This window comes from Bradyrhizobium sp. Ghvi (assembly GCF_900115265.1).
In the GTDB taxonomy this organism is placed as follows: domain Bacteria; phylum Pseudomonadota; class Alphaproteobacteria; order Rhizobiales; family Xanthobacteraceae; genus Bradyrhizobium.
The window spans coordinates 20577-39591 of the sequence record NZ_FOVU01000002.1 but is presented as its reverse complement, the minus strand read 5'-3'; the positions used below and the strand labels follow the sequence as shown (position 1 = coordinate 39591).

The 19015-nt window shown below is 63.3% G+C and carries 20 protein-coding genes and 1 tRNA gene; 13 read left to right on the top strand and 8 right to left on the bottom strand.

Annotated elements, in window-relative coordinates:
- Positions 1-15: 15 nt before the first annotated feature.
- The 3 genes from BM374_RS06820 to BM374_RS06810 form a co-directional block, all read right to left on the bottom strand.
- Positions 16-921, bottom strand: coding sequence for a carbohydrate ABC transporter permease (locus BM374_RS06820; protein ID WP_092290368.1), 906 nt, complete (start codon positions 919-921; stop codon positions 16-18).
- On the bottom strand, positions 921-1859 hold the full coding sequence (locus BM374_RS06815; protein ID WP_092290366.1) for a carbohydrate ABC transporter permease: 939 nt from the start codon (positions 1857-1859) through the stop codon (positions 921-923). Before BM374_RS06815 ends, BM374_RS06820 begins: the two co-directional genes overlap by 1 nt.
- A 139-nt stretch (positions 1860-1998) precedes the next feature.
- Positions 1999-3339 carry an ABC transporter substrate-binding protein gene (locus BM374_RS06810; RefSeq protein ID WP_092290364.1) on the bottom strand — a complete coding sequence of 447 codons (1341 nt, stop codon included), beginning with the start codon at positions 3337-3339 and terminating at the stop codon, positions 1999-2001.
- Between the two features lie 455 nt (positions 3340-3794).
- On the opposite strand from BM374_RS06810, the gene BM374_RS06805 reads away from it, so the two are divergent.
- Positions 3795-4592: a Spy/CpxP family protein refolding chaperone gene (locus BM374_RS06805; protein ID WP_092291807.1), complete on the top strand. Its 798-nt coding sequence runs from the start codon at positions 3795-3797 to the stop codon at positions 4590-4592.
- 110 nt (positions 4593-4702) lie between these two features.
- Entirely contained in the window at positions 4703-5080 is a 378-nt protein-coding gene (locus BM374_RS06800) for a response regulator (protein ID WP_092290363.1), read from the top strand.
- A gap of 63 nt (positions 5081-5143) precedes the next feature.
- Here BM374_RS06800 and BM374_RS38440 read toward each other — a convergent pair whose 3' ends face one another.
- From BM374_RS38440 to glk, 3 genes are all read right to left on the bottom strand, one after another.
- Positions 5144-5299 (bottom strand): hypothetical protein, encoded by a 156-nt coding sequence (locus BM374_RS38440; protein WP_177248156.1) that lies wholly within the window; start codon positions 5297-5299, stop codon positions 5144-5146.
- A 148-nt stretch (positions 5300-5447) separates the two neighbouring features.
- On the bottom strand, positions 5448-5651 hold the full coding sequence (locus BM374_RS06795) for a hypothetical protein (RefSeq protein WP_092290361.1): 204 nt from the start codon (positions 5649-5651) through the stop codon (positions 5448-5450).
- 147 nt (positions 5652-5798) lie between these two features.
- A complete protein-coding gene (gene glk, locus BM374_RS06790; RefSeq protein ID WP_092291805.1) occupies positions 5799-6767 on the bottom strand; it encodes a glucokinase in 969 nt (322 codons plus the stop codon).
- A gap of 238 nt (positions 6768-7005) precedes the next feature.
- Here glk and pncA point away from each other — a divergent pair, with 238 nt between their 5' ends.
- From pncA to BM374_RS38425, 10 genes are all read left to right on the top strand, one after another.
- Positions 7006-7644 carry a bifunctional nicotinamidase/pyrazinamidase gene (pncA, locus tag BM374_RS06785; protein ID WP_092290359.1) on the top strand — a complete coding sequence of 213 codons (639 nt, stop codon included), beginning with the start codon at positions 7006-7008 and terminating at the stop codon, positions 7642-7644.
- 13 nt (positions 7645-7657) lie between these two features.
- On the top strand, positions 7658-8782 hold the full coding sequence (locus tag BM374_RS06780; protein WP_092290357.1) for an alpha/beta fold hydrolase: 1125 nt from the start codon (positions 7658-7660) through the stop codon (positions 8780-8782).
- 135 nt (positions 8783-8917) lie between these two features.
- A complete protein-coding gene (locus BM374_RS06775) occupies positions 8918-10951 on the top strand; it encodes an NAD(+) synthase (RefSeq protein ID WP_092290355.1) in 2034 nt (677 codons plus the stop codon).
- Positions 10952-10988: 37 nt separating this feature from the next.
- Positions 10989-11372 (top strand): GrlR family regulatory protein, encoded by a 384-nt coding sequence (locus BM374_RS06770; protein WP_092290353.1) that lies wholly within the window; start codon positions 10989-10991, stop codon positions 11370-11372.
- Between the two features lie 103 nt (positions 11373-11475).
- Entirely contained in the window at positions 11476-12786 is a 1311-nt protein-coding gene (locus BM374_RS06765; RefSeq protein ID WP_092290351.1) for a DUF1236 domain-containing protein, read from the top strand.
- 499 nt (positions 12787-13285) lie between these two features.
- Positions 13286-15136, top strand: coding sequence for a dihydroxy-acid dehydratase (ilvD, locus tag BM374_RS06760; RefSeq protein WP_092290349.1), 1851 nt, complete (start codon positions 13286-13288; stop codon positions 15134-15136).
- A gap of 223 nt (positions 15137-15359) precedes the next feature.
- Positions 15360-15683, top strand: a complete 324-nt coding sequence (locus BM374_RS38435) for a hypothetical protein (RefSeq protein ID WP_177248219.1) — start codon at positions 15360-15362, stop codon at positions 15681-15683.
- A gap of 1290 nt (positions 15684-16973) precedes the next feature.
- A tRNA-Ser gene (locus tag BM374_RS06745) sits at positions 16974-17063 on the top strand.
- Between the two features lie 106 nt (positions 17064-17169).
- Entirely contained in the window at positions 17170-17316 is a 147-nt protein-coding gene (locus BM374_RS38430; RefSeq protein WP_177248155.1) for a hypothetical protein, read from the top strand.
- Positions 17317-17401: 85 nt separating this feature from the next.
- Entirely contained in the window at positions 17402-17575 is a 174-nt protein-coding gene (locus tag BM374_RS38425; RefSeq protein WP_177248154.1) for a hypothetical protein, read from the top strand.
- 228 nt (positions 17576-17803) lie between these two features.
- On the opposite strand, the gene BM374_RS06740 is transcribed toward BM374_RS38425, so the two are convergent.
- Positions 17804-18055: a DUF3551 domain-containing protein gene (locus BM374_RS06740; protein WP_092291803.1), complete on the bottom strand. Its 252-nt coding sequence runs from the start codon at positions 18053-18055 to the stop codon at positions 17804-17806.
- Between the two features lie 491 nt (positions 18056-18546).
- On the opposite strand from BM374_RS06740, the gene BM374_RS06735 reads away from it, so the two are divergent.
- Complete coding sequence (locus tag BM374_RS06735; protein ID WP_092290343.1) at positions 18547-18738, top strand: hypothetical protein; 192 nt, start codon at positions 18547-18549, stop codon at positions 18736-18738.
- Between the two features lie 21 nt (positions 18739-18759).
- On the opposite strand, the gene BM374_RS06730 is transcribed toward BM374_RS06735, so the two are convergent.
- Positions 18760-18987: a hypothetical protein gene (locus tag BM374_RS06730; protein WP_092290341.1), complete on the bottom strand. Its 228-nt coding sequence runs from the start codon at positions 18985-18987 to the stop codon at positions 18760-18762.
- Positions 18988-19015: the final 28 nt, after the last annotated feature.

The following is a 19015-nucleotide window of genomic DNA, read 5'->3' as shown; positions in this document are numbered from 1 at the left end:
TTGAACCTCTCGATTTCAACCCTTCGTCGCGCCGGCGGTGAGGCCGGCAATGTAGTAGTCCATCAGGAAGGCGTAGATGATCAACGGGGGCGCCGCGCCGAGCAGCGCGCCGGTCATGATCTGTCCCCAATTGAAGACGTCGCCCTTGATCAGCGTCGTGGTGATGCCGACCGGCAGCACAAGCTGGTCGATCGATGTCGTGAACACCAGGGGATACAGGAACTGGGCCCATGACACGGTGAAGGCGAAGATCGTCGCGGCGATCAGCCCGGGCAGCGCGACGGGGATGAAGATCCGCAGCAGGGTCTGGAGCCAGGAAGCGCCATCGATGATCGCGGCCTCGTCCAGCTCTTTCGGAATCGAGGCGAAATAGCCGATCATGATCCAGGTGCAGAACGGCACGGTCAGCGTCGGGTAGATGAACACGAGCACGTACCAGCGGTTCAGCAGCGTAATGCCGGTCAGGTCCTGGACGACCCCGAGCATCTTGAACAGGGGAATGAACAGCAGGCTATCCGGGATCAGATAGGTGAGGAAGACGCCCGTGGCGAGCGTCGCCGAGCCCCAGAACTTCATCCGCGCGAGCGCAAACGCGGCAGGAATGCTGATGATCATCGTGACGATCACCACCACGATGGAGATGATCGACGAATTCCAGAAGAAGCGCAGGAACTGGTTGGAGGTCAGGAGTTCGACATAGTTGGACAGCGTGGGATGAAACACCCACCAGGGATTGGTCGCCGCCGAGATCTCCGCGCTGCTCTTGAGCGAAGTGATCAGCATGTAGACAGGGGGTGTCAGGAAGAAGATCGCAAACAGCACCAGGAAGAAATAGGACCAGCGCAGCGCCCAGGCGCGGTCGCGGCTCATGCTGCCGAGTTTGCGGGTAGGCCCGGCTTTGTCGATCGCCATCGTGCTCATCAGGCTTCGTTCCCGCGTTTGGAGACGTCGCGCAGGATGAAGATCGCTGCGACGGCAAGGATCGGCACCATGAACAGCGAGACGCACGCGCCGAGCGGAATGTCGCTGCTCTGGATGCCGACCTGGAACGCCCAGGTGGCGAACAGATGCGTCGTATCCAAGGGGCCGCCGGAGGTCAGGATGCGCACGATGTCGAAATTGGCGAAGGTCACGATCAACGAGAACAGCGTCGTGATGGCGATGATGTTGCGCATCATCGGCAGCGTGACGTACCAGATCTTCTGCCACCAATTGGCGCCGTCGATCGCCGCGGCCTCGTAGAGCTGGTCGGGCACGGATTTCAGCGCGGCGAGATACATGATCAGGAAGAACGGCGCGCCGTACCAGACGTTGACGAGGATGACCGAGAAACGCGCCCAGAAGGTTTCGCCGAGCCAGGGAATCGGGCCGACACCGAAGAAGGAGAGGGTGTAGTTGAAGGCGCTGTAGGAGGGGTCGAACAGCCAGAGCCAGGCCAGCGTGCTCATCGCCGGCGGAATCACCCAGGGCACCAGCAGCATGCCCCGCCATTTGCGCTGCTTCTTGCCGGGAATGTTGTGGACGAAATGCGCGACGATGAAGCCGATCAACGCCTTGAAGATCACGGCGGTGATGGCGAAGATGCAGGACTGCTTCACCACCATCCAGAACGTCTCGCGCTTGAACAGGAAGGTGAAGTTGCCGAGGCCAACGAACTTCGTCATCGCCTTGTTCAGGGTCGCCAGATAGAGCGAATAAAAGGCGGGATAGAGCACGAGCAGCACGATCAGCAGGATCAGCGGCAGCGTCAGGAAAAACGCGACCGTCGATTTGCGCCCGAGCGCATTGCGCAGGCCCGATCCCTTCCGCGCGCCCGTCGCTCGGGCGACGCGACCTCGCTCAACGACGACATCGGCCATATCAGCTTCCTTGGATCAGCTTCCTGGTAAACGGTCGAACGGCGAAGCCGGTCCTGGCAATCGGCTTCGCGGTGATGGATGGGAATGCGACGGTTGGGGCCGGCCTGCGCGAGTCGCACAAGCCGGCCTCATTCGCCGTCTAGCTCCGCATGAAGCCTTCGCACTCGCCCTCGGCCCAGGCGAGCGCCTGTTCCAAGGTTTCGCCGCGGGCAAATCGCAACCCCATCTTGGTCAGCGTCGCCTGGAAGTAGATCTGCTGCGCGATCTTCGGCGGCGCCGGTGACGCGGCGATTGACAGCGTCTGCTGGTGGTAGGGGTCCGGATAGTGGAAGAGCGTTCCCTTCGGCGGACCTTCCTCGGCCCACGTCTTCAGCTTCGTCAGGTTCGCATAAGCCGGCAGGTCATAACCGCCGCTCACCGAAACGAACTTCTCGATCGCTGACGGCGAGGACAAATGAACCAGCAGGCTCTTGGCCGCTTCCTTGTTCTTGCCGAAGCTCCAGACGCCCCAGAAGTAGGGCAGGAAGGGCGCAAAACGTCCCTTCGGGCCGGCCGGGAAGCCGTGCGTCCAGCACTGTTCGGCAACCTGGGGCGCGTCGCGCTTGGCGACGGCCCAGGCGCTCGGCGGATTCATGATCAGCGCGCCGCGCCCCGAGATCAGCCATTTGTTGTTTGAAGCGTCGTCCCAGGACGGCGCATCCGGGGGCAGGAACGCGATCAGCTTCTTGTAGTACTCCATGGCCTGGCGGACCTGGTCGGTCTTGACCGTGATGTCGCCCTTGGCATTGACCAGCTCAGCCCCGAACGACTGGAAGATCGCGCCGGCGGTATCGACGCTGTCGGTGGTCTCGCCGAGGCCGATGCCGAATGGGAAGCCGCCCTTCTGACAGGCCTCCGCAGCCTTGAGGAAGGTATCCATGGTCCAGTTGTCAGCCTTGGGCGGGCTGCCTGCCGGATACATTTCCTGCACATCGATGTTGGCGTACTTCTTCATCAGGTCGATGCGCGAGCAGGGGCCTTTGATCTGGCTGCCCGGCGTCGCGGGCACCGCGAGCCATTTGCCGCCCGATTGGGCGAGATATTTGACCGTGCCGTTCACCTCGCCATTCTGCTTGATGAGCGGCTCCATCACGTCGTTGAGCGGCTCGAGATTCTCCGAATAGGCATGCGGCCACCAGCTCGGCATCTGAAGAATGTCATGACCGGACTTGGCTTGCGCTTCGGCCGCGGCGGTCAATTCGATCTTCTTGTTGTTGCTGGTGATATAGTCGATGGAAACCTCGACTTTCTCCTTCGCCGCCCATTCGTTGACGAGATCGGTCGAGGCCTGGTTGGCGCCGGGCACCCAATGGTCCCAGAAGCCGATCGAGAGTTTGCCGGCGGCGTAGGCGCCCCGGACATAGGGCGCCGTGATCAGCGCCGCGGAGGACATTGCAGTGGCAGCCACAAATTGACGTCGCGTCAGTCTCTTGCGTGACATCTCGTTTCCTCGCCTTGGTGTGTCTTATTGTTCTGTCGTTTCCTCTGACTCTTCCGAGTCTCTCTTCTCGTTATTGGAGTTTCTTATTGGCGCCGTCCGCAAGTCACGGGGAGACGCGGGAAAATTGGTAGCGCGATCAGATCATGATTGATTGCGTCTGTCGAGAAAGCCGGATGCTCTGCGCTCTAGTACTAACGTTGTGTCCGGGAGGGCTGCGGCGTCGACCGTCCGCCACCGCGCTTCTTTTTGCGACGCACACCGAGTGAACCGGGCGCTGGAGGATCGGTGCGCAATTACGCCGCAGTTCCGAATGAGCCTGCAAACGCGTCGCGCCATTGGTCTGTCAAACGGGGACTGCGATGGTCCGCGCCTAGACCGCCGCGCGGCGAAAACAGTAGAGTTGCGACCGGCAGGAGGCCTGCCGTTAGGAAATAGGCATTGAGATGGAGACCCAGATGATCACCCCGGCGACGCCTGCGCGGCTTGGCCTGCGACGATGGCTCGCGCTCGGTTCCGTCCTGACGTTGCTGGTTGGCGCAGCTGCCGTTGCGAACGCACAAGGTTTGGTCAAGGGCGTCCAGGATGGGGCCGCAGCCGGTAACAAGGCGGCAGGTCCCGTCGGTGGCGTCCTCGGCGGCGCCATTGGCGGCGTAGTCGGCGTCTTCACCGGCGTGCTCGGCGTTAACAACAACAGCGGCAATCAGGCGCCGGCTGCCAAGGATGCGAGCAAGGACGCATCCAAGGACTCCAAGCAGCCCGGCGCCAAGGACAAGGATGCCAAGAGCGCGAAAGCCGGCAAGGGTGCCAAGGCGACCAAGGAAGCCAAGAATGCCCCCCAGGACAACAAGGATAGTAATAAGGACGTCACGGTCCTGACCCAGACCGGCGCGCCACAGCTGACCGCCGAGCAGATTGTCGCCAACAGCGATTCCTATATCGAACGGATCAAGACCGAGCTCAATCTCACGCCCGATCAGGAGAAGCACTGGTTCGGCTTCTCCAGCGCCATGCACTACCTCGGGCACAATGGCGCGGAGCGACTGAACCTGCGCATTGCGCGGGCCAAGCGCGATCCGCCGGATGACATTATCGAGCAGATGCGCAACGAGGCGCAGTTCCTGATCGATCGCGCCGCCGACCAGCGCAACGTCGCCGATGCCGCCGAACCGTTGTACTCGAGCCTCGATGACAAGCAGAAGGAGGTGTTCATCCAGGAGATGGTACGCCTCAGCCACGAGCGCGGCCTGGATTGATCAAGTTGGATCGGATTAGGCGCGCTGAAATTAACGGCGCCTGCCACGAATTCGTGAATGCTTTCTGCAATCGGGTATGCTTAGCTTCGCGGGGTGGCTGCGAGGTTGAAATGGCGGACGGACTCTCCGTTTTCCTGGTCGAAGACGAGGCGTTGATCCGGATGATGATCGCCGACATGGTGGAGGAGCTTGGCCACCACGTCGTCGCGGAAGCGGACAATGTGCGCGATGCGAGCGCCTTCGCGATGACCGCGCAGTACGATTTCGCGATCCTCGACATCAATCTGATGGGTGTTTACGTCGATCCCGTCGCCGATTTGATCGAGCGCCGCGGCAAGCCGTTCCTGTTCGCGACCGGTTACGGGCCGGAATTGCTGCCGTCCTTGCTCCGCCGCCGGCCGATCCTGCGCAAGCCGATCGCGCTCGACCAGCTCAAGGCGATGATCGACTCGCTGTTTCCCGATGCGGCCGCCAAGGTGCCGCACTGACAGCAACGAAAATGACCGCCCGAAAAAAGGGCGGTCATGTAGGGCGAAAGATCGGTCCGCGTCTTACATCAATCCGGCACTGAGATCGATTCCGTGCGCCATCAGGCTGACGGAGGCGAGAAGCCCCATGCTGCAGAAGATGACAATGGCCTTGAAAGAATAGTCGCCCGACTCGGTCTGGACGGCAGCCGGCATTTCGGCGAGCGAAATCATGCTCATGTTCATTCCCCCCTTTGTGTTGATCCTGAATTGCCTCAGGTGAGGGAAACTCTTAGTGCAAAAAGTTTGACACGGGATTGCCAGGGATCCTTAACGGAAACGCAATCGATTGCCGACTGGCCGCGCCGGGCGCGAGATTCTACAAGTGTTAGTTGCGGCCGCCTTTCAGCACCGTCGCGATGGTGTGCGCGGTCATCGCGGCGCGGTCCGAGGCATGCTGGGCAGCCAACCGATCCCGGGCTCTTTCCTCGATCAACAGCTCGATCAGCGCCATGCGCTTGTCGTCATCGTCCGCTTCGCTCAGCAGCCGGTGATAGCGGTGATAATCGAAACCCACGTCCTGCTTACGCATGTCACGCCCCCATACCTACGCCACACACACGCGTGGATTGTTTCCCATTGCAGACAAGCGGGCAAGCACGATGATGCATGGAACCACAAATTGGCTGCGATCAGCTGTGAATTCGCTCGCCGGGTGATGCGAGGGAGCGGAAGCCCCTCAATCCGCAATGTGGTCAGCAAACATCTTCAGGCCGACAAAGCTCGCGTCGGGCTTGACGACGAGACGTGTCGGAATGTTGCGCAAATAATCCTGGAAGCGTCCCTTGGCCTCGAACCGCGCGCGGAATGCGGAGGCGGCGAGGAATTCCGGGAAGCGCGGCACGATCCCGCCGGCGATGTAGGCACCGCCTCTGGCGCCGAAGGTCACCGCGAGATTGCCGGCAACGGAGCCGAGAATGGCGCAAAACATCTCCAGCGTCGCACGGCTGACCTCGCAAGTCCCCTCCAGCGCCGCTTTGGTGATGCCGGCCGCATCGCGTTGCGGCACCTGGGCTTCATCGACCTCGGCGAGCGCTTCGTAGAGAGATTGCAGCCCGGAGCCGGAGAGGGCGCCGCGCTCGATCGAGACATGGCCGAAGCGCCGGCGCATCGAGGCGATGACGCGCTCCTCGCGTTCGTTCTCCGCCGGAAGGGTGGCGTGACCTGCCTCCGTGACGACGGCGAGCCGGGAGCCATGGCGCTCGACCAGACACGAGACGCCAAAACCCGTCCCCGGCCCGACCACGAGCAGCGGTTCTCCGGGCATGCCGTCTTGGCCGCCGAGCGGGATCAGATCCGCCGGTTGCAGGGCGGGCAGGGACCAGGCCACCACCTCGAAATCATTGAGCACGTGGACGCTGTCGAAGCCGAGCGCCGGCTGGAGTTCGTTGCCGTCGATGACCCATGGGCTGTTGGTCATGACACAGCGATTGTTGGTGACGGGTCCGGCGACGGCCAGGACGGCCCTGATCGGCTTCTCGCTGTTGGCACGCCGGAGCACGTCGGCGATGGCCTCGCGGACCGTGGGATGATCGGCGACCTTCACATAGTCAATAGTCCCGATCTGCTCGCCATTGCTCAGGGCAAAGCGCGCATTGGTGCCGCCGATATCGGCGAGAAGAATATTTCCTGTCTTGCCGATACTCATGTCCATTTGGCTGCCGTTGCCTTGCAGGCTGCGGGAACCTTCCTCCTCCACTCGTTCGTCCCGACGCACATGGCACGGGGATCCGAGAATCCGCCCTCGGGTGCTGCTAGTCAACACGGATGGACCCAAAGTGTTGCATCCAGGAGGATCGGGCGGCCGGGATGCCGAGTGTTGCGAACTCGTGCCGGAAGATCGACACTGTCGCGAACGGCCGGCCTTGGTTGCGCCGGGCGGATACATGGGATCTGCGATGAAGATATCCGACCGCGACGTGCTGCTGGTGATCGATGTGCAGAACGATTTTTGCACGGGCGGAGCGCTTGCCGTTCCCGGCGGCGAGAAGGTCGTCCCCGCGATCAACCGGATCGCCCAAAAATTCGCCAATGTGGTGCTGACGCAGGACTGGCATCCGGGCGACCACGTCTCGTTCGCGGCGAACCACGCGGGCAAGCAGCCGTTCCAGACCATCGAGCTCGACTACGGCACTCAGGTGCTCTGGCCGACCCATTGCGTCCAGGGCACGGCCGGGGCCGAATTCCACCGGGATCTGGACGTCAGGCGGGCGAGCCTTTTGGTGCGCAAGGGCTTCCGTCGCAGCATCGACTCCTACTCGGCTCTGTTCGAGAACGACAAAACGACGCCGACCGGCCTGCTTGGCTATTTGCGCGAACGCGAGCTGAAAACCGTTTTCGTCGCCGGCCTCGCGCTCGATTTTTGCGTCCGCTTTTCCGCGGAGGACGCGCGCAAGGCGGGTTTCGAGGTTGCCGTGATCGAGGACGCCTGCCGCGGCATAGACCTCGACGGCTCGGTCGCGGCGACCCATCGCAGCTTCAGGGAGCGCGGCATTTCCGTCGTCAGCCTGGAGGCATTCTTGTGAGGATCACGCGATAATGGTTGCGGAGAAGACCGGAAAACAGCCACGGCCACGCGAAGCGGGGCATGTCCCTGAGGACCCCATGTTGTGGCCATTTGCCGCGGCACGGCTCGCGATGGACGCCTGCCTGTGGTGGCTGGAGCGCAGTCCGCTGGAGCAGGCCGAGAGCGAGCTTTCCTGGACCACGCCCGCCAGCGTGGCACTGGAGCTTGCCACCATGCGTCTGCGCGATTGCTCACGGACGCGATCCGGCCATCCGGCGCTGGTCTGCGCGCCCTATGCGCTGCATCGGGCCCAGATCGCCGATTTTGCGCCCGGCCACAGCGTGGTTCAGTCGCTGCAACATGGCGGCATCGGTCGGATCTATCTCACCGACTGGCGCTCGGCTTCGCCCGAGATGCGCCATCTCTCGATCGATAGCTATCTTGGCGACCTCAACGTCGCCGTCGACGAGATCGGCGCTCCCGTCGATCTGGTCGGTCTGTGCCAGGGTGGTTGGCTGTCACTGCTTTATGCAGCGCGTTTTCCGGCCAAGGTGCGGCGGCTGGTCCTGGTCGGAGCGCCGGTGGATCTCTCGGTCGAGTCCCGGCTGTCGCAACTTGCCCGCAGCGCGCCCGAAATGCTCTACGATCAGCTCGTCGCACGCGGCGGCGGCAATGTCAGCGGCGAAGAGATGCTGCATGTCTGGTCGAAGTCGCCCGACCGCGACGACATCGCCGTGGCACTGCAGAGAGACCTGTCGGACGAGGAGGGCGCAGCGCTGCTCGCGCGCTTCGATCGTTGGAACGCCGAGACGCTCAATTTGCCGGGCACCTATTATCTCCAGATCGTCAACTGGATCTTCCGGGAGAACCGCATCGCCTCCGGCAATTTCACGGCGCTCGGCCGCGGCATCGATCTGAAGGACGTCAAGGCGCCGATTTTCCTGCTGGCCGGGCTCGACGACGATGTCGTGCCGGCTACGCAGGCGCTTGCGACCGCCAGCCTCGTCGGCACGCCACCGGCTTTCGTTGCCGCAGCCTCCGAGCCCAGCAACCATCTCGGCCTGTTCATGGGTGCGAGGACCCACGCCCACGCATGGCCCCGGATCGCCGAATGGCTGCTGGACGACCTCTCCAGCGTGCTGGCACGAAGCGCCTGAGATCGAAAGGACCGGCGAAGCTGCAAATCCGTTATGCATGATCGCCCATGGCCTGCACGTGGCCATGGTGATGGGCTAAATAGAGTCCGGAGCCGGCGGCGGCCGCTCCGACAAAATTTAAGGGTCCTCTGCTCGATGAGCTTCCATTCGATCTACGCCCACGGATTTGCGCGCGTCGCGGCCTGCGTCACCACGTCTCATGTGGCCGATCCCACAGCCAATGCGAAGGCCGTCCTGGCCGCGGCGGGCGCCTGCCATGACCAGGCCGTGGCGGTTGCCGTGTTTCCGGAGCTGTGCCTGTCCGGCTACGCGATCGAGGATCTGGTGAAGCAGGACCCGCTGCTCGACGCGGTCGAGCGCGGCCTTGCCACGATCACCGAGGCCTCCGCAGCACTCATGACCGTCCTGATCGTCGGTGCGCCGCTGCGCTTCGGCGTCAGGATCTACAACTGTGCCGTCGTCATCCATCGCGGCAACGTGCTTGGCGTCGTGCCCAAGAGCTATCTGCCGACGTATCGTGAATTCTACGAAGGACGCCATTTCGCCTCCGGTGCCGGCATCGCAGGTGAAGCCATCGCCATCGGCAAGCATCGCGCTCCGTTCGGGACCGACCTGCTGTTTGCGGCCGAGGACGTGCCGGGCCTGACCATCGGCGTCGAGATCTGCGAGGACATGTGGATCCCGGTGACACCGGCCTCGGAGCTCGCGCTCGCCGGCGCCACTGTGCTGATCAACCTGTCGGGCAGTCCGATCACGATCGGCCGGGCGCGCTCGCGTGCGCTGCTGTGCCAATCGACCTCGGCACGCTGCCTTGCGGCCTATGTCTATTCCGCTGCCGGCGCAGGCGAATCCACGACCGATCTCGCCTGGGACGGCCAGACCTCGATCTATGAGAACGGCGTGCTGCTCGCCGAGGGCGAGCGGTTCCGCCAGGGCGGTCAGGTCACCTATGCCGACGTCGATCTCGACCTCCTCCGGCAGGAGCGCGCCCTGATGGGCACGTTCGACGACAACCGCCGGCAGCGCGAAGGCAATTTCCGCAAGATCAGCTTCGCGCTGAAGCCGCCGGCCGCCGACATCGGCTTCCTGCGCAAGATCGAGCGCTTTCCATTCGTGCCGAGCGATGAAAGCCTGCTGGAGCAGGATTGCTACGAAGCCTACAACATCCAGGTCGCCGGCCTCGTGCAGCGCATGCGCGCGACCGGCACCAAGCGTGTCGTGATTGGCGTTTCCGGCGGTCTCGATTCCACCCACGCGCTGATCGTTGCCGCAAAGGCCGTCGACCTGCTCGGCCTGCCGCGCGAAAACATCCTCGCCTACACCATGCCGGGCTTCGCCACCGGCAGCGAGAGCAAAACCAACGCATTGGCGCTGATGAAGGCGCTCAAGACGACCGGGCAGGAGCTCGACATCCGCACCACCGCGACGCAGATGCTGAAGGATATCGGCCATCCCTTCGGCACGGGCGAGAAGGTCTACGATGTCACCTTCGAGAACGTGCAGGCGGGCCTGCGCACCGACTATCTCTTCCGTCTCGCCAATCATCATGGCGGCATCGTCATCGGCACCGGCGATCTTTCCGAGCTCGCGCTCGGCTGGTGCACCTATGGTGTCGGCGACCAGATGGCGCACTACAATGTCAACGCGGGCGTGCCAAAGACGTTGATCCAGCACCTGATCCGCTGGGTGATCGCCTCAAAGCAATTCAGCGGCGATGTGAACGGAACGCTGGCTTCGATCCTGTCGGCCGAAATCTCGCCGGAGCTGGTTCCGGCCAAGCCGGGCGAGAAGCCGCAGAGCACGGAGGCCTCGGTCGGGCCCTATGAGCTGCAGGACTTCAATCTGTTCTACACGCTGCGCTTCGGCTTAAGGCCGTCCAAGGTCGCCTTCATGGCGCTGCACGCCTGGAAGGACATCGCCAGCGGCGAGTGGCCACCGGCGTTTCCGGCCGACAAGCGCAAGGCATATGATCTGGCGGAGATCCGCCGCTGGCTGGAGGTGTTCTTGCGTCGGTTCTTCGCCTTCAGCCAGTTCAAGCGGTCGGCGATGCCGAACGGACCGAAGGTCTCCGCTGGCGGCTCATTGTCGCCGCGCGGCGACTGGCGTGCGCCGTCGGATTCGAGTGCGGCGGCCTGGCTCGAGGACCTCGAGCGCAACGTGCCGGGCTGATCGATGTGGGCGATCGAGATTATCGGGAGATGATCTGATGTCCGGCGGGGGCGGGTCGGAAGCAGGCGAAGAGACCGGGGTCGTCAACGGCCTCTATATCTTCGAGATCGAAATGCGTGACGGCAAGCGCGGCCAGGCGCGCGGCGTGGTCGTGCTCTGCGACGGGCGCATCATGGGCGGCGACAGCTATTTCTACTACACCGGCAGCTACACCTTCCGGAACGGCAAGTGGCGCGGCGACATGATCGTCAATCAGCATACCGAAGCTGTCGGCAAGACGCTGGCCTTTGGCGGCAGGGAGGTCACGTGCGGCTTCTCAGGCGACTACTCAGCAGGTGGTGCCGAGGTGAACGGCATGGCGCTGGTCGGCAAGACCAGCGTGACCTTCACGGCAAAGCTGACGCTCAAGGATGCGATGTAAGCGCGGCCTGATCTTCATGGGCAATAACGGCGTTCCCGCTCAGGAACATTCGCTCTGACAGAACGTTCGCGTTTGTCATTGCGAATTGTCGAGGAGAGGGACCATGCCCAAGCACTTGATGTTATCGACCGCGGCCATCGGACTTATGCTCACATCCGGGCTCGCCTATGCCCAGTCGCCAGAGCGGAAGGACGAGCCGAAACGGACCGAGGAACCGGCAAAAGGCGCGGCGCCGCAGCGTGGCGGTGCGGCCCAGGAGCGTGTCCAGGAGCGCGGGCAAGAGCGCGCCCAAGAACGCGGCCAAGAGCGGACGCAAGAGCGCGTTCAAGAACGCGCGCAGGGCGCCCAGGAGAAACTGCAGGGTGCGGGTCGCGAAGAGAAGGGCGCCGCCAAGCATGAGGCCAACGAGGACAAGCGTCAGCCGGCCAATGCCGCCGAACGCAACGCGCCGAATGCGAAAGAGCAGGCACAGGAATCCCGCGAGCCCTCGAAGGATCGCAATCGGGAGGCCGAGAGCGCGAAACAGGGCCATGACGCCGACAAGAACCGCGCCGAGACGAAGCAGGACAAGTCTGCACCGCAGAAGTCGACGGCCGAGTCCGAGAAATCCAAGAGCGGTCCCGCTGGCCAGCAGAATGAGCGCACGGGAGCGGCGGCCAACCAGAACGAGCGCAACCAGAGCCAGCCGCCGCGGAACGCTGCGGAGCAGCAGCCCGCGCAGCAAGGCAACCGGCCGGCTACCGCAACCGACACCAGCCGGACGGCCCCGACCAACAACGCGCAGAGCGCACCGCCCACGACGGCCACGCAAACCAATCAAGCCAACCAGACCACCCAGACCAACACGCAGGTCAATCAGCAGGCCCGGGTGACGTCGGAGAAGCAGGTGCAAATCTCGGAACGATTGAGCCGCGAGCATCTGGCCGAGCCGGAGCGCAACCTGAACATCTCGATCCGGGTCGGCGAGACGATACCCCCGCGCGTGCGTCTCTATCGACTGCCGCCCGAGATCGTCTCGATCGAGCCCGAATATCGCGACTACGAGTATTTCGCGACGGATGACGACGTGGTCATCGTGGAGCCGCGGACGCATCGCATCGTCAGCGAGGTGCCGCGCGATCCGTCACGGGCCCGCGCGCAGATGAGCGGCGGCGCATCCTCGAGCATGGCCGCAGCCGGCGGCAGCAATGTGAATTGCCGGATCATGCGGCGTGACGCTTCGGGCAACGTGACCGAAGTCGAACCGTCGACGGTGGGCTCGAGCGCACGCACGGATTCGCTGAGCGTAACGGTTCAGCTGCCCGGCGGCGGCTCATCCGCCCCGATCCCGCTCGGTGCAGCGGCCGGCGATATCGTGGTTGCAACGCAAGGGCAGGGCGACTGCACCGTGACGCTCGAGCCGCAAACGCGCTAGGCCTGCGGAAGAGGTGCTGAAACGACTTCGCGCCGCGCGGCTCATGGTGCCGGCGGCGCGAAATTGTGTTCAATCATAAAAGTTTCGAGGTCCGGAGTGCCTAGGAGTCCGGACCTCGTCACCTTGCCCCAGCCTTCAATCCCCCGCCCCATGTGGTCCCCCAACCCCATGTTGCGCGATCAGAGGGTGATGCCCGTGGAAGTGGCCGCCGATCGATGCCGTGCGATGTACGCGAAGGATGGTTAGGATTCCATTCCGGATCACTACGGACTGAATCGTGCTTGATCGAAGCGCGCATGCGTGCGTCTGCGCGCGCGACGCTCCGCAAGGGCCCACGAGGAATCCGTGCGCACGATATGCCCGCGCCGCGAGCAGGGGAGCCCTGTCATGCCCAAGTTCCCGTTGCGTCGGCCCGGCCCGTGCGCTATCCGGCCGGAAAGGCCTGAGGCGGCTTCCATTTTTTCCGCCCGGCCTGTCACACCCGAGGACGGAAACCGCCATGCCAGCCTATCGCTCCCGCACCACCACCCACGGCCGCAACATGGCGGGCGCGCGCGGCCTCTGGCGCGCGACGGGCATGAAGGACGGCGATTTCGGCAAGCCGATCATCGCAGTGGTCAACTCCTTCACTCAGTTCGTGCCCGGCCACGTCCACCTGAAGGACCTCGGTCAGCTCGTCGCCCGCGAGATCGAGCAGGCCGGCGGCGTGGCGAAAGAGTTCAACACCATCGCGGTCGATGACGGCATCGCCATGGGCCACGACGGCATGCTCTACAGCCTGCCGTCGCGGGAGCTGATCGCCGACAGCGTCGAGTACATGGCCAATGCGCATTGCGCCGACGGCCTCGTCTGCATCTCGAACTGCGACAAGATCACGCCCGGCATGCTGATGGCAGCGCTGCGGCTCAATATCCCAGCCGTGTTCGTATCGGGCGGCCCGATGGAGGCCGGCAAAGTCAAGCTGCAGGGCAAGACGAAGGCCGTCGACCTGATCGATGCCATGGTCGCGGCGGCCGACTCCAAGGTCAGCGACGAGGACGTCAAGGTGATCGAGCGCTCGGCGTGCCCGACCTGCGGCTCCTGCTCGGGTATGTTCACCGCCAACTCCATGAACTGCCTGACCGAGGCGCTGGGTCTTTCGCTGCCCGGCAACGGTACTGTCGTTGCGACCCATGCTGACCGCAAGCGCCTGTTCGTCGAGGCCGGCCACACCATCGTCGATCTCGTCCGCCGCTATTACGAGCAGGACGACGCCTCCGTGCTGCCGCGCAATATCGCAAGCTTCAAGGCGTTCGAGAACGCGATGACGCTGGACATCGCGATGGGTGGCTCCACCAACACCGTTCTGCATCTGCTCGCGGCCGCGCATGAAGGGCAGGTTGCCTTCACCATGCAGGATATCGACCGTCTGTCGCGCCGCGTGCCCGTGCTCTGCAAGGTCGCCCCGTCGGTCGCCGACGTGCATGTCGAGGACGTGCATCGCGCCGGCGGCATCCTGGGCATTCTCGGCGAGCTCGACCGCGCCGGCCTGATTGACACCTCGGTTTCGACCGTGCATGCGCCGACCATGAAAGAGGCGCTGGAGCGCTGGGACATCAAGCGGAGCAAGAGCGAGACGGTGCGCACCTTCTACCGCGCCTCGCCCGGCGGCATCCCGACCCAGGTCGCCTTCAGCCAGGAGCGCCGCTACGACGAGCTCGATACCGACCGCGAGAAGGGCGCCGTGCGCGACCTCGCGCACGCCTTCAGCAAGGATGGCGGCCTTGCCGTGCTCTATGGCAACCTCGCGCAGGACGGTTGCATCGTGAAAACCGCCGGTGTCGACTCTTCGATCCTGAAATTCTCCGGCCCCGCGCGCGTGTTCGAAAGCCAGGACGCGGCCGTCGAAGGCATCCTGGGCGGCAAGGTTCTCGCCGGCGAAGTCGTCGTCATCATCTATGAAGGCCCCCGCGGCGGTCCCGGCATGCAGGAGATGCTGTATCCGACCAGCTATCTGAAATCGATGGGCCTGGGCAAAGCCTGCGCGCTCGTCACCGACGGTCGTTTCTCCGGCGGCTCGTCCGGCCTGTCGATCGGCCATCTGTCGCCGGAAGCGGCCGAAGGCGGCAACATCGCTCTGGTGCGCACCGGCGACCGCATCGCGATCGACATCCCGAACCGCAGCATCAACCTCGAGATCTCCGACGAGGAGCTCGCAAGCCGCCGAGCGGCGGAAGAGGCGAAGGGCGATGCCGCCTGGCAGCCTGCCGCACGCAAGCGCAACGTCTCAACCGCGCTGCAGGCGTATGCCGCGCTCACCACCAGCGCCGCGCGCGGCGCGGTGCGCGAAGTGAAGCGTCGCTCGAACTGAGCGCTGCACCGCCTTGCGCGGCGCGTGCATGGTCAACAAGTTCTCAACGGCCGGCGAAAGCCGGCCGTTCGCATTAAGGATGCCCCGACGAACTTCGGCAGCCCTGGATTTTGCGGCGTATACTGCGCGCGACCTTCGCAAATCCGTTTTGGGCAACTGGGGCGCCACCGCAATGTCTCGTACTCTCGCTGTCATTTTCTCAACAGCCGTCGCCGCGATTTCGATGACGGGCGCGGCCTCGGCCGGTTGTTACAATTGCTACGCACCGCCGCCGTGCCAGACCTGCTATCAGCAGCAATACGTCGCGCCGCAATACCGCACCGTCGACGAGACCGTGATGGTCTCGCCGGGCTCGGTCGTCGCGCATCGCACGCCGGCCCAGTACCGCACCGTAATGGTGCCGCAGACCGTGATGGTGGCGCCGCCCGGCGTCCAGTACGAGCGCATCCCGCCGCAATACGCCACGCGCCAGCGCATCGAGAGGGTCTCGCCTGGTTATTCCTACTACGCGCCGGTGCAGACGGGCTGCGCGTCCTGCGGCTACTGAGCCTACGTAACGACTAACGGTCTTGCGCGGCGCCCCTCGGAGCGCCGCGTTTTCTTTGGTTTGAAAGATGCGACGCTCGTCTGGCGGAGTTCGGCAAAGAAAAAGTTCCTGTCAACGTCGACCACCGAGCTGGGTCGGCGGGTTCAGCCCGCAGCCGCTTTCGCAATCCAGCCGTACCAGGTCGTCAGCACGATCACGATCGTCGCGCCGATAACGATATAGGATGGATCGCTTCGATTCACTTCAACCCTCACGAACAACGTTGCGGGCCGCCCTGCAACTGAAGGAGGTCATAAGTGTTCCGCGCTGAATGTCGACTGAATGGAGCGACTGGCGCATCCCCGGGGAAGTGCGGATCACGCCGCAGGGCGGAGCGGCAGCGCGAATTGCGCGGCGAATGGACGTGACGCGTTCGCCTGGATGAAGAGTTGAACGCCTGAGCCAATGAGGTTCTGCGCCCGATGCGGCCCCGGCTTGTGGTGGGGGGCTTTTGGGGTAAGGCCGGGGCCGCTGGGTGCTGACCTTGGGGAAGGCCAAGCAACCGCAGCCTAGGAAAATGCGGCACTCAGCTCTGTTCGCTTTCGCACAGTCATGCGGGTTTTTACGGCGCGACCTTCACAACCCTGCCAACTGACGTGGGGCCTTACTTACTCTTTCTCACCCAGGGAGATGGCGTGGTCCAGTTCGGCTGCGGCGACCCTGTGATGAGCGGCGATCCTCTCAAAGACCGCTTGGCGGTGGACTTTGCTCCTCGACTGCTCGCACTTCACTATCTGCTCGCGCAGTGGCGCGAGATGTTCCAGCATGCCTCTCATGGCGCCTTCCGGAGAGACCATAGGACCAAAAAAAGAAAATTAGAACATCGATTCACATTCGTTATAGCCGGAACCGAATGTGCCGGGAAAACTTGGCAACGCCGGGGCTGGCATTTCATCCCGAACAAAATTGTAACCGGCAGGGGCGCCTTACGGCGCCCCTTTCGATTCCGGCGCGCGAGGGCAGACTAGGACCCTGATAAGGAACGATCGCAACGGGTCTCGACGGGACCAGGCGATACCCTTGGATACGAGGCCGTGCTGAAGAACCGCCGTAAGCATTTCGCAATCGATGGCGAGGCGATCCCAGGTGTCGACGGCGTCTCGCAAGGAGACGTTCGCGAGCGCGCTGACCGCCACTTGCAGCCGGCTTTCTCAGGCCGTAAGAGACCGTTGTCCCAACATGTCCCGAACCAAGGACAGTTCGCGTTGCGTTCAACGGGGCTAACCGCTAAGCGGTTGAATCGATTGAGCTGGAAGGGTGGCCGAGTGGTTTAAGGCACCGGTCTTGAAAACCGGCGTGCCCGCAAGGGTACCGTGGGTTCGAATCCCACCCCTTCCGCCAGTTGGAAGCAAAATCAATTATCTAAGGCAGATCAGCCAGCTCAGCGCACAAACGAACGTACAATCCGTGTGCCGTCGTGACAGCGCTCCTCGGGCTAATTCTTGGGATGCTCCTGGGCATCATCGTCCGCGAGCTATGGCCCCGCCGCCGCGAGCTGCTGCTGGCGGCGCTGCTCCTGCTGATCTGGAGGGCCATCGTCTCGTTTATGGTCGAGTCTCCTGCGGTGGGATATCGGAATACGGTGGCAACGTGACGTGCGTCACAGCGACCATCGCCGGGAGCGCGTACATCCTGCATCCGATGGCAATCAAGCCATGCACAGAGTAGGGAGAACGCAGATGAAGACGATTAGCGCTCGTGAACTGTCAGCCGCAGAGCTGGAAGCGGTTTCGGGAGGTTCCCCGAACCTCACTGTTCCAGCGGGTATGTTCGATAAGCTATTTGCGGCGATCGACAAGAATCTTGAAATGGTGAAGCAGCTGCCGAAGGGCGGTTACCTTCCGCCTGGCTAAAGCAGCGACAAAGGCTGCCGCTCCAATGCTGACGCTATAGTGCCCGGAATAAAAGGCCGCCCGCATGGACGGCCTTCTTGCTTAGTCGTTCGGCGCCCCGCCAATGTTGAATGCAAGGATGATGATCCACGCCAGCGAACCCGCGGGCGTCCGCTTTCGGCCCATGCAATCCGAGCCAAATCGCCGTGAGCGGCGCCTTAGCCAATACCGGCTGACCGGCCTCGCCAGTCACCGTCGCTCCTGCAGCCTCTTCGTCCCCGGCTGGACCTGCTGCTGATTGAATCTCACGCGCGGATTGATGTCGCAGGTCGTATTCCACCGGCCTGATGCCGAAGCCATGCATTGCTCCCGGGTCGAGTACATGCACTCGCCGGGCCAGCTGAGATCGTCGCCGACCACACACCAGGGATAGTCGCGGTCTGCGTGTGCAGCAGGAAGCGATCCCAGAAGGATCAGCAGGGCCAGGACTGTGGTGCGCATTTTGAGTCTCCAGTTATGGCCGCCGTCAAAGAGAGCCATGAGCCGCCGAAGCCAATGGCAGGTCCGGGCCCTTGTTCCCATGGAACCGGTAGCTCAGCCGAGGGGGCGGGGCGCGTCAAATCACACCGCGCTGAGGCGGCTCGTCTCGATTGCCCACGCGCAGATGGCCTCTTGATCGATTTCGGAATAATCGCATTATGCCGGTGTTTTGCCCGACACGTCAACCGCCTTTTGCGAGGTCGGGGAGCTCAGCTATGTAAGCTCTTGATCGGACACGCATGGGCTACTGTGCATGGGGTTGTTTTGAGTTTTTGGCGGGACGGAAAGCGGTCGGTCTCCTGGAGCGCCGGTCGATGAGCTCCGGCCACGGTCTTCGAATCTGCTCCTGTCGTGTCGCTAAGCGCCTGAACGATCGTAGATTTCCACTTGCCCGGCCATGTCTGTTCAACCCGGCGCGCGGAACTTTTTCCTCATCGCCGCGTTGTTGCGGCATGACAGAAGACCTTTCCTTCCGACGCAAACCCCTGACCCCCGAGCAGCGCCAGGCGCGCGATGCGGCACGCCGGATCGAAGCCGAGAAGGCCATGCGCGACCATGAGGAAGCGCAGAAGGCATTTCACGCCAATCGCGAGCGGCTGAAGGCCGAGCGGCTGGCGCGCGAGGCGGCTGCAGCCAAAGGCTGATGAAAACTAAGCGGCCCGACGTCAGTGCCGGCGGGGCGGGCGCGCGGCCGTCAGCATCAGCCTGAGCGCCTCGACGGCAAGGCCGATAGCCCCGCGAGGCGCGGGCTGTGCCTCGATGGCTTCTGCCGCGAGCCTGCAGTCATCGGCGACCTTGAGCAGGCCCGATCGCGCGAGGTCCATGGTCGAGAGCGCCGCCTGCTCCAGGCACACGCGCTCAAGCCGTCGAAATTCCCGAAGCTGTCTGTTCATGCATCGGCTCTCGATTTTCCCGGGATCA

Bases quoted from the DNA above. Each gene is read 5' to 3' on its own strand.
- BM374_RS06820 (WP_092290368.1), bottom strand. From the start codon at position 921: ATGAGCACGATGGCGATCGACAAAGCCGGGCCTACCCGCAAACTCGGC.
- BM374_RS06815 (WP_092290366.1), bottom strand. From the start codon at position 1,859: ATGGCCGATGTCGTCGTTGAGCGAGGTCGCGTCGCCCGAGCGACGGGC.
- BM374_RS06810 (WP_092290364.1), bottom strand. From the start codon at position 3,339: ATGTCACGCAAGAGACTGACGCGACGTCAATTTGTGGCTGCCACTGCA.
- BM374_RS06805 (WP_092291807.1), top strand. From the start codon at position 3,795: ATGATCACCCCGGCGACGCCTGCGCGGCTTGGCCTGCGACGATGGCTC.
- BM374_RS06800 (WP_092290363.1), top strand. From the start codon at position 4,703: ATGGCGGACGGACTCTCCGTTTTCCTGGTCGAAGACGAGGCGTTGATC.
- BM374_RS38440 (WP_177248156.1), bottom strand. From the start codon at position 5,299: ATGAGCATGATTTCGCTCGCCGAAATGCCGGCTGCCGTCCAGACCGAG.
- BM374_RS06795 (WP_092290361.1), bottom strand. From the start codon at position 5,651: ATGCGTAAGCAGGACGTGGGTTTCGATTATCACCGCTATCACCGGCTG.
- glk (WP_092291805.1), bottom strand. From the start codon at position 6,767: ATGAGTATCGGCAAGACAGGAAATATTCTTCTCGCCGATATCGGCGGC.
- pncA (WP_092290359.1), top strand. From the start codon at position 7,006: ATGGGATCTGCGATGAAGATATCCGACCGCGACGTGCTGCTGGTGATC.
- BM374_RS06780 (WP_092290357.1), top strand. From the start codon at position 7,658: ATGGTTGCGGAGAAGACCGGAAAACAGCCACGGCCACGCGAAGCGGGG.
- BM374_RS06775 (WP_092290355.1), top strand. From the start codon at position 8,918: ATGAGCTTCCATTCGATCTACGCCCACGGATTTGCGCGCGTCGCGGCC.
- BM374_RS06770 (WP_092290353.1), top strand. From the start codon at position 10,989: ATGTCCGGCGGGGGCGGGTCGGAAGCAGGCGAAGAGACCGGGGTCGTC.
- BM374_RS06765 (WP_092290351.1), top strand. From the start codon at position 11,476: ATGCCCAAGCACTTGATGTTATCGACCGCGGCCATCGGACTTATGCTC.
- ilvD (WP_092290349.1), top strand. From the start codon at position 13,286: ATGCCAGCCTATCGCTCCCGCACCACCACCCACGGCCGCAACATGGCG.
- BM374_RS38435 (WP_177248219.1), top strand. From the start codon at position 15,360: ATGACGGGCGCGGCCTCGGCCGGTTGTTACAATTGCTACGCACCGCCG.
- BM374_RS38430 (WP_177248155.1), top strand. From the start codon at position 17,170: ATGCTCCTGGGCATCATCGTCCGCGAGCTATGGCCCCGCCGCCGCGAG.
- BM374_RS38425 (WP_177248154.1), top strand. From the start codon at position 17,402: ATGAAGACGATTAGCGCTCGTGAACTGTCAGCCGCAGAGCTGGAAGCG.
- BM374_RS06740 (WP_092291803.1), bottom strand. From the start codon at position 18,055: ATGCGCACCACAGTCCTGGCCCTGCTGATCCTTCTGGGATCGCTTCCT.
- BM374_RS06735 (WP_092290343.1), top strand. From the start codon at position 18,547: ATGACAGAAGACCTTTCCTTCCGACGCAAACCCCTGACCCCCGAGCAG.
- BM374_RS06730 (WP_092290341.1), bottom strand. From the start codon at position 18,987: ATGAACAGACAGCTTCGGGAATTTCGACGGCTTGAGCGCGTGTGCCTG.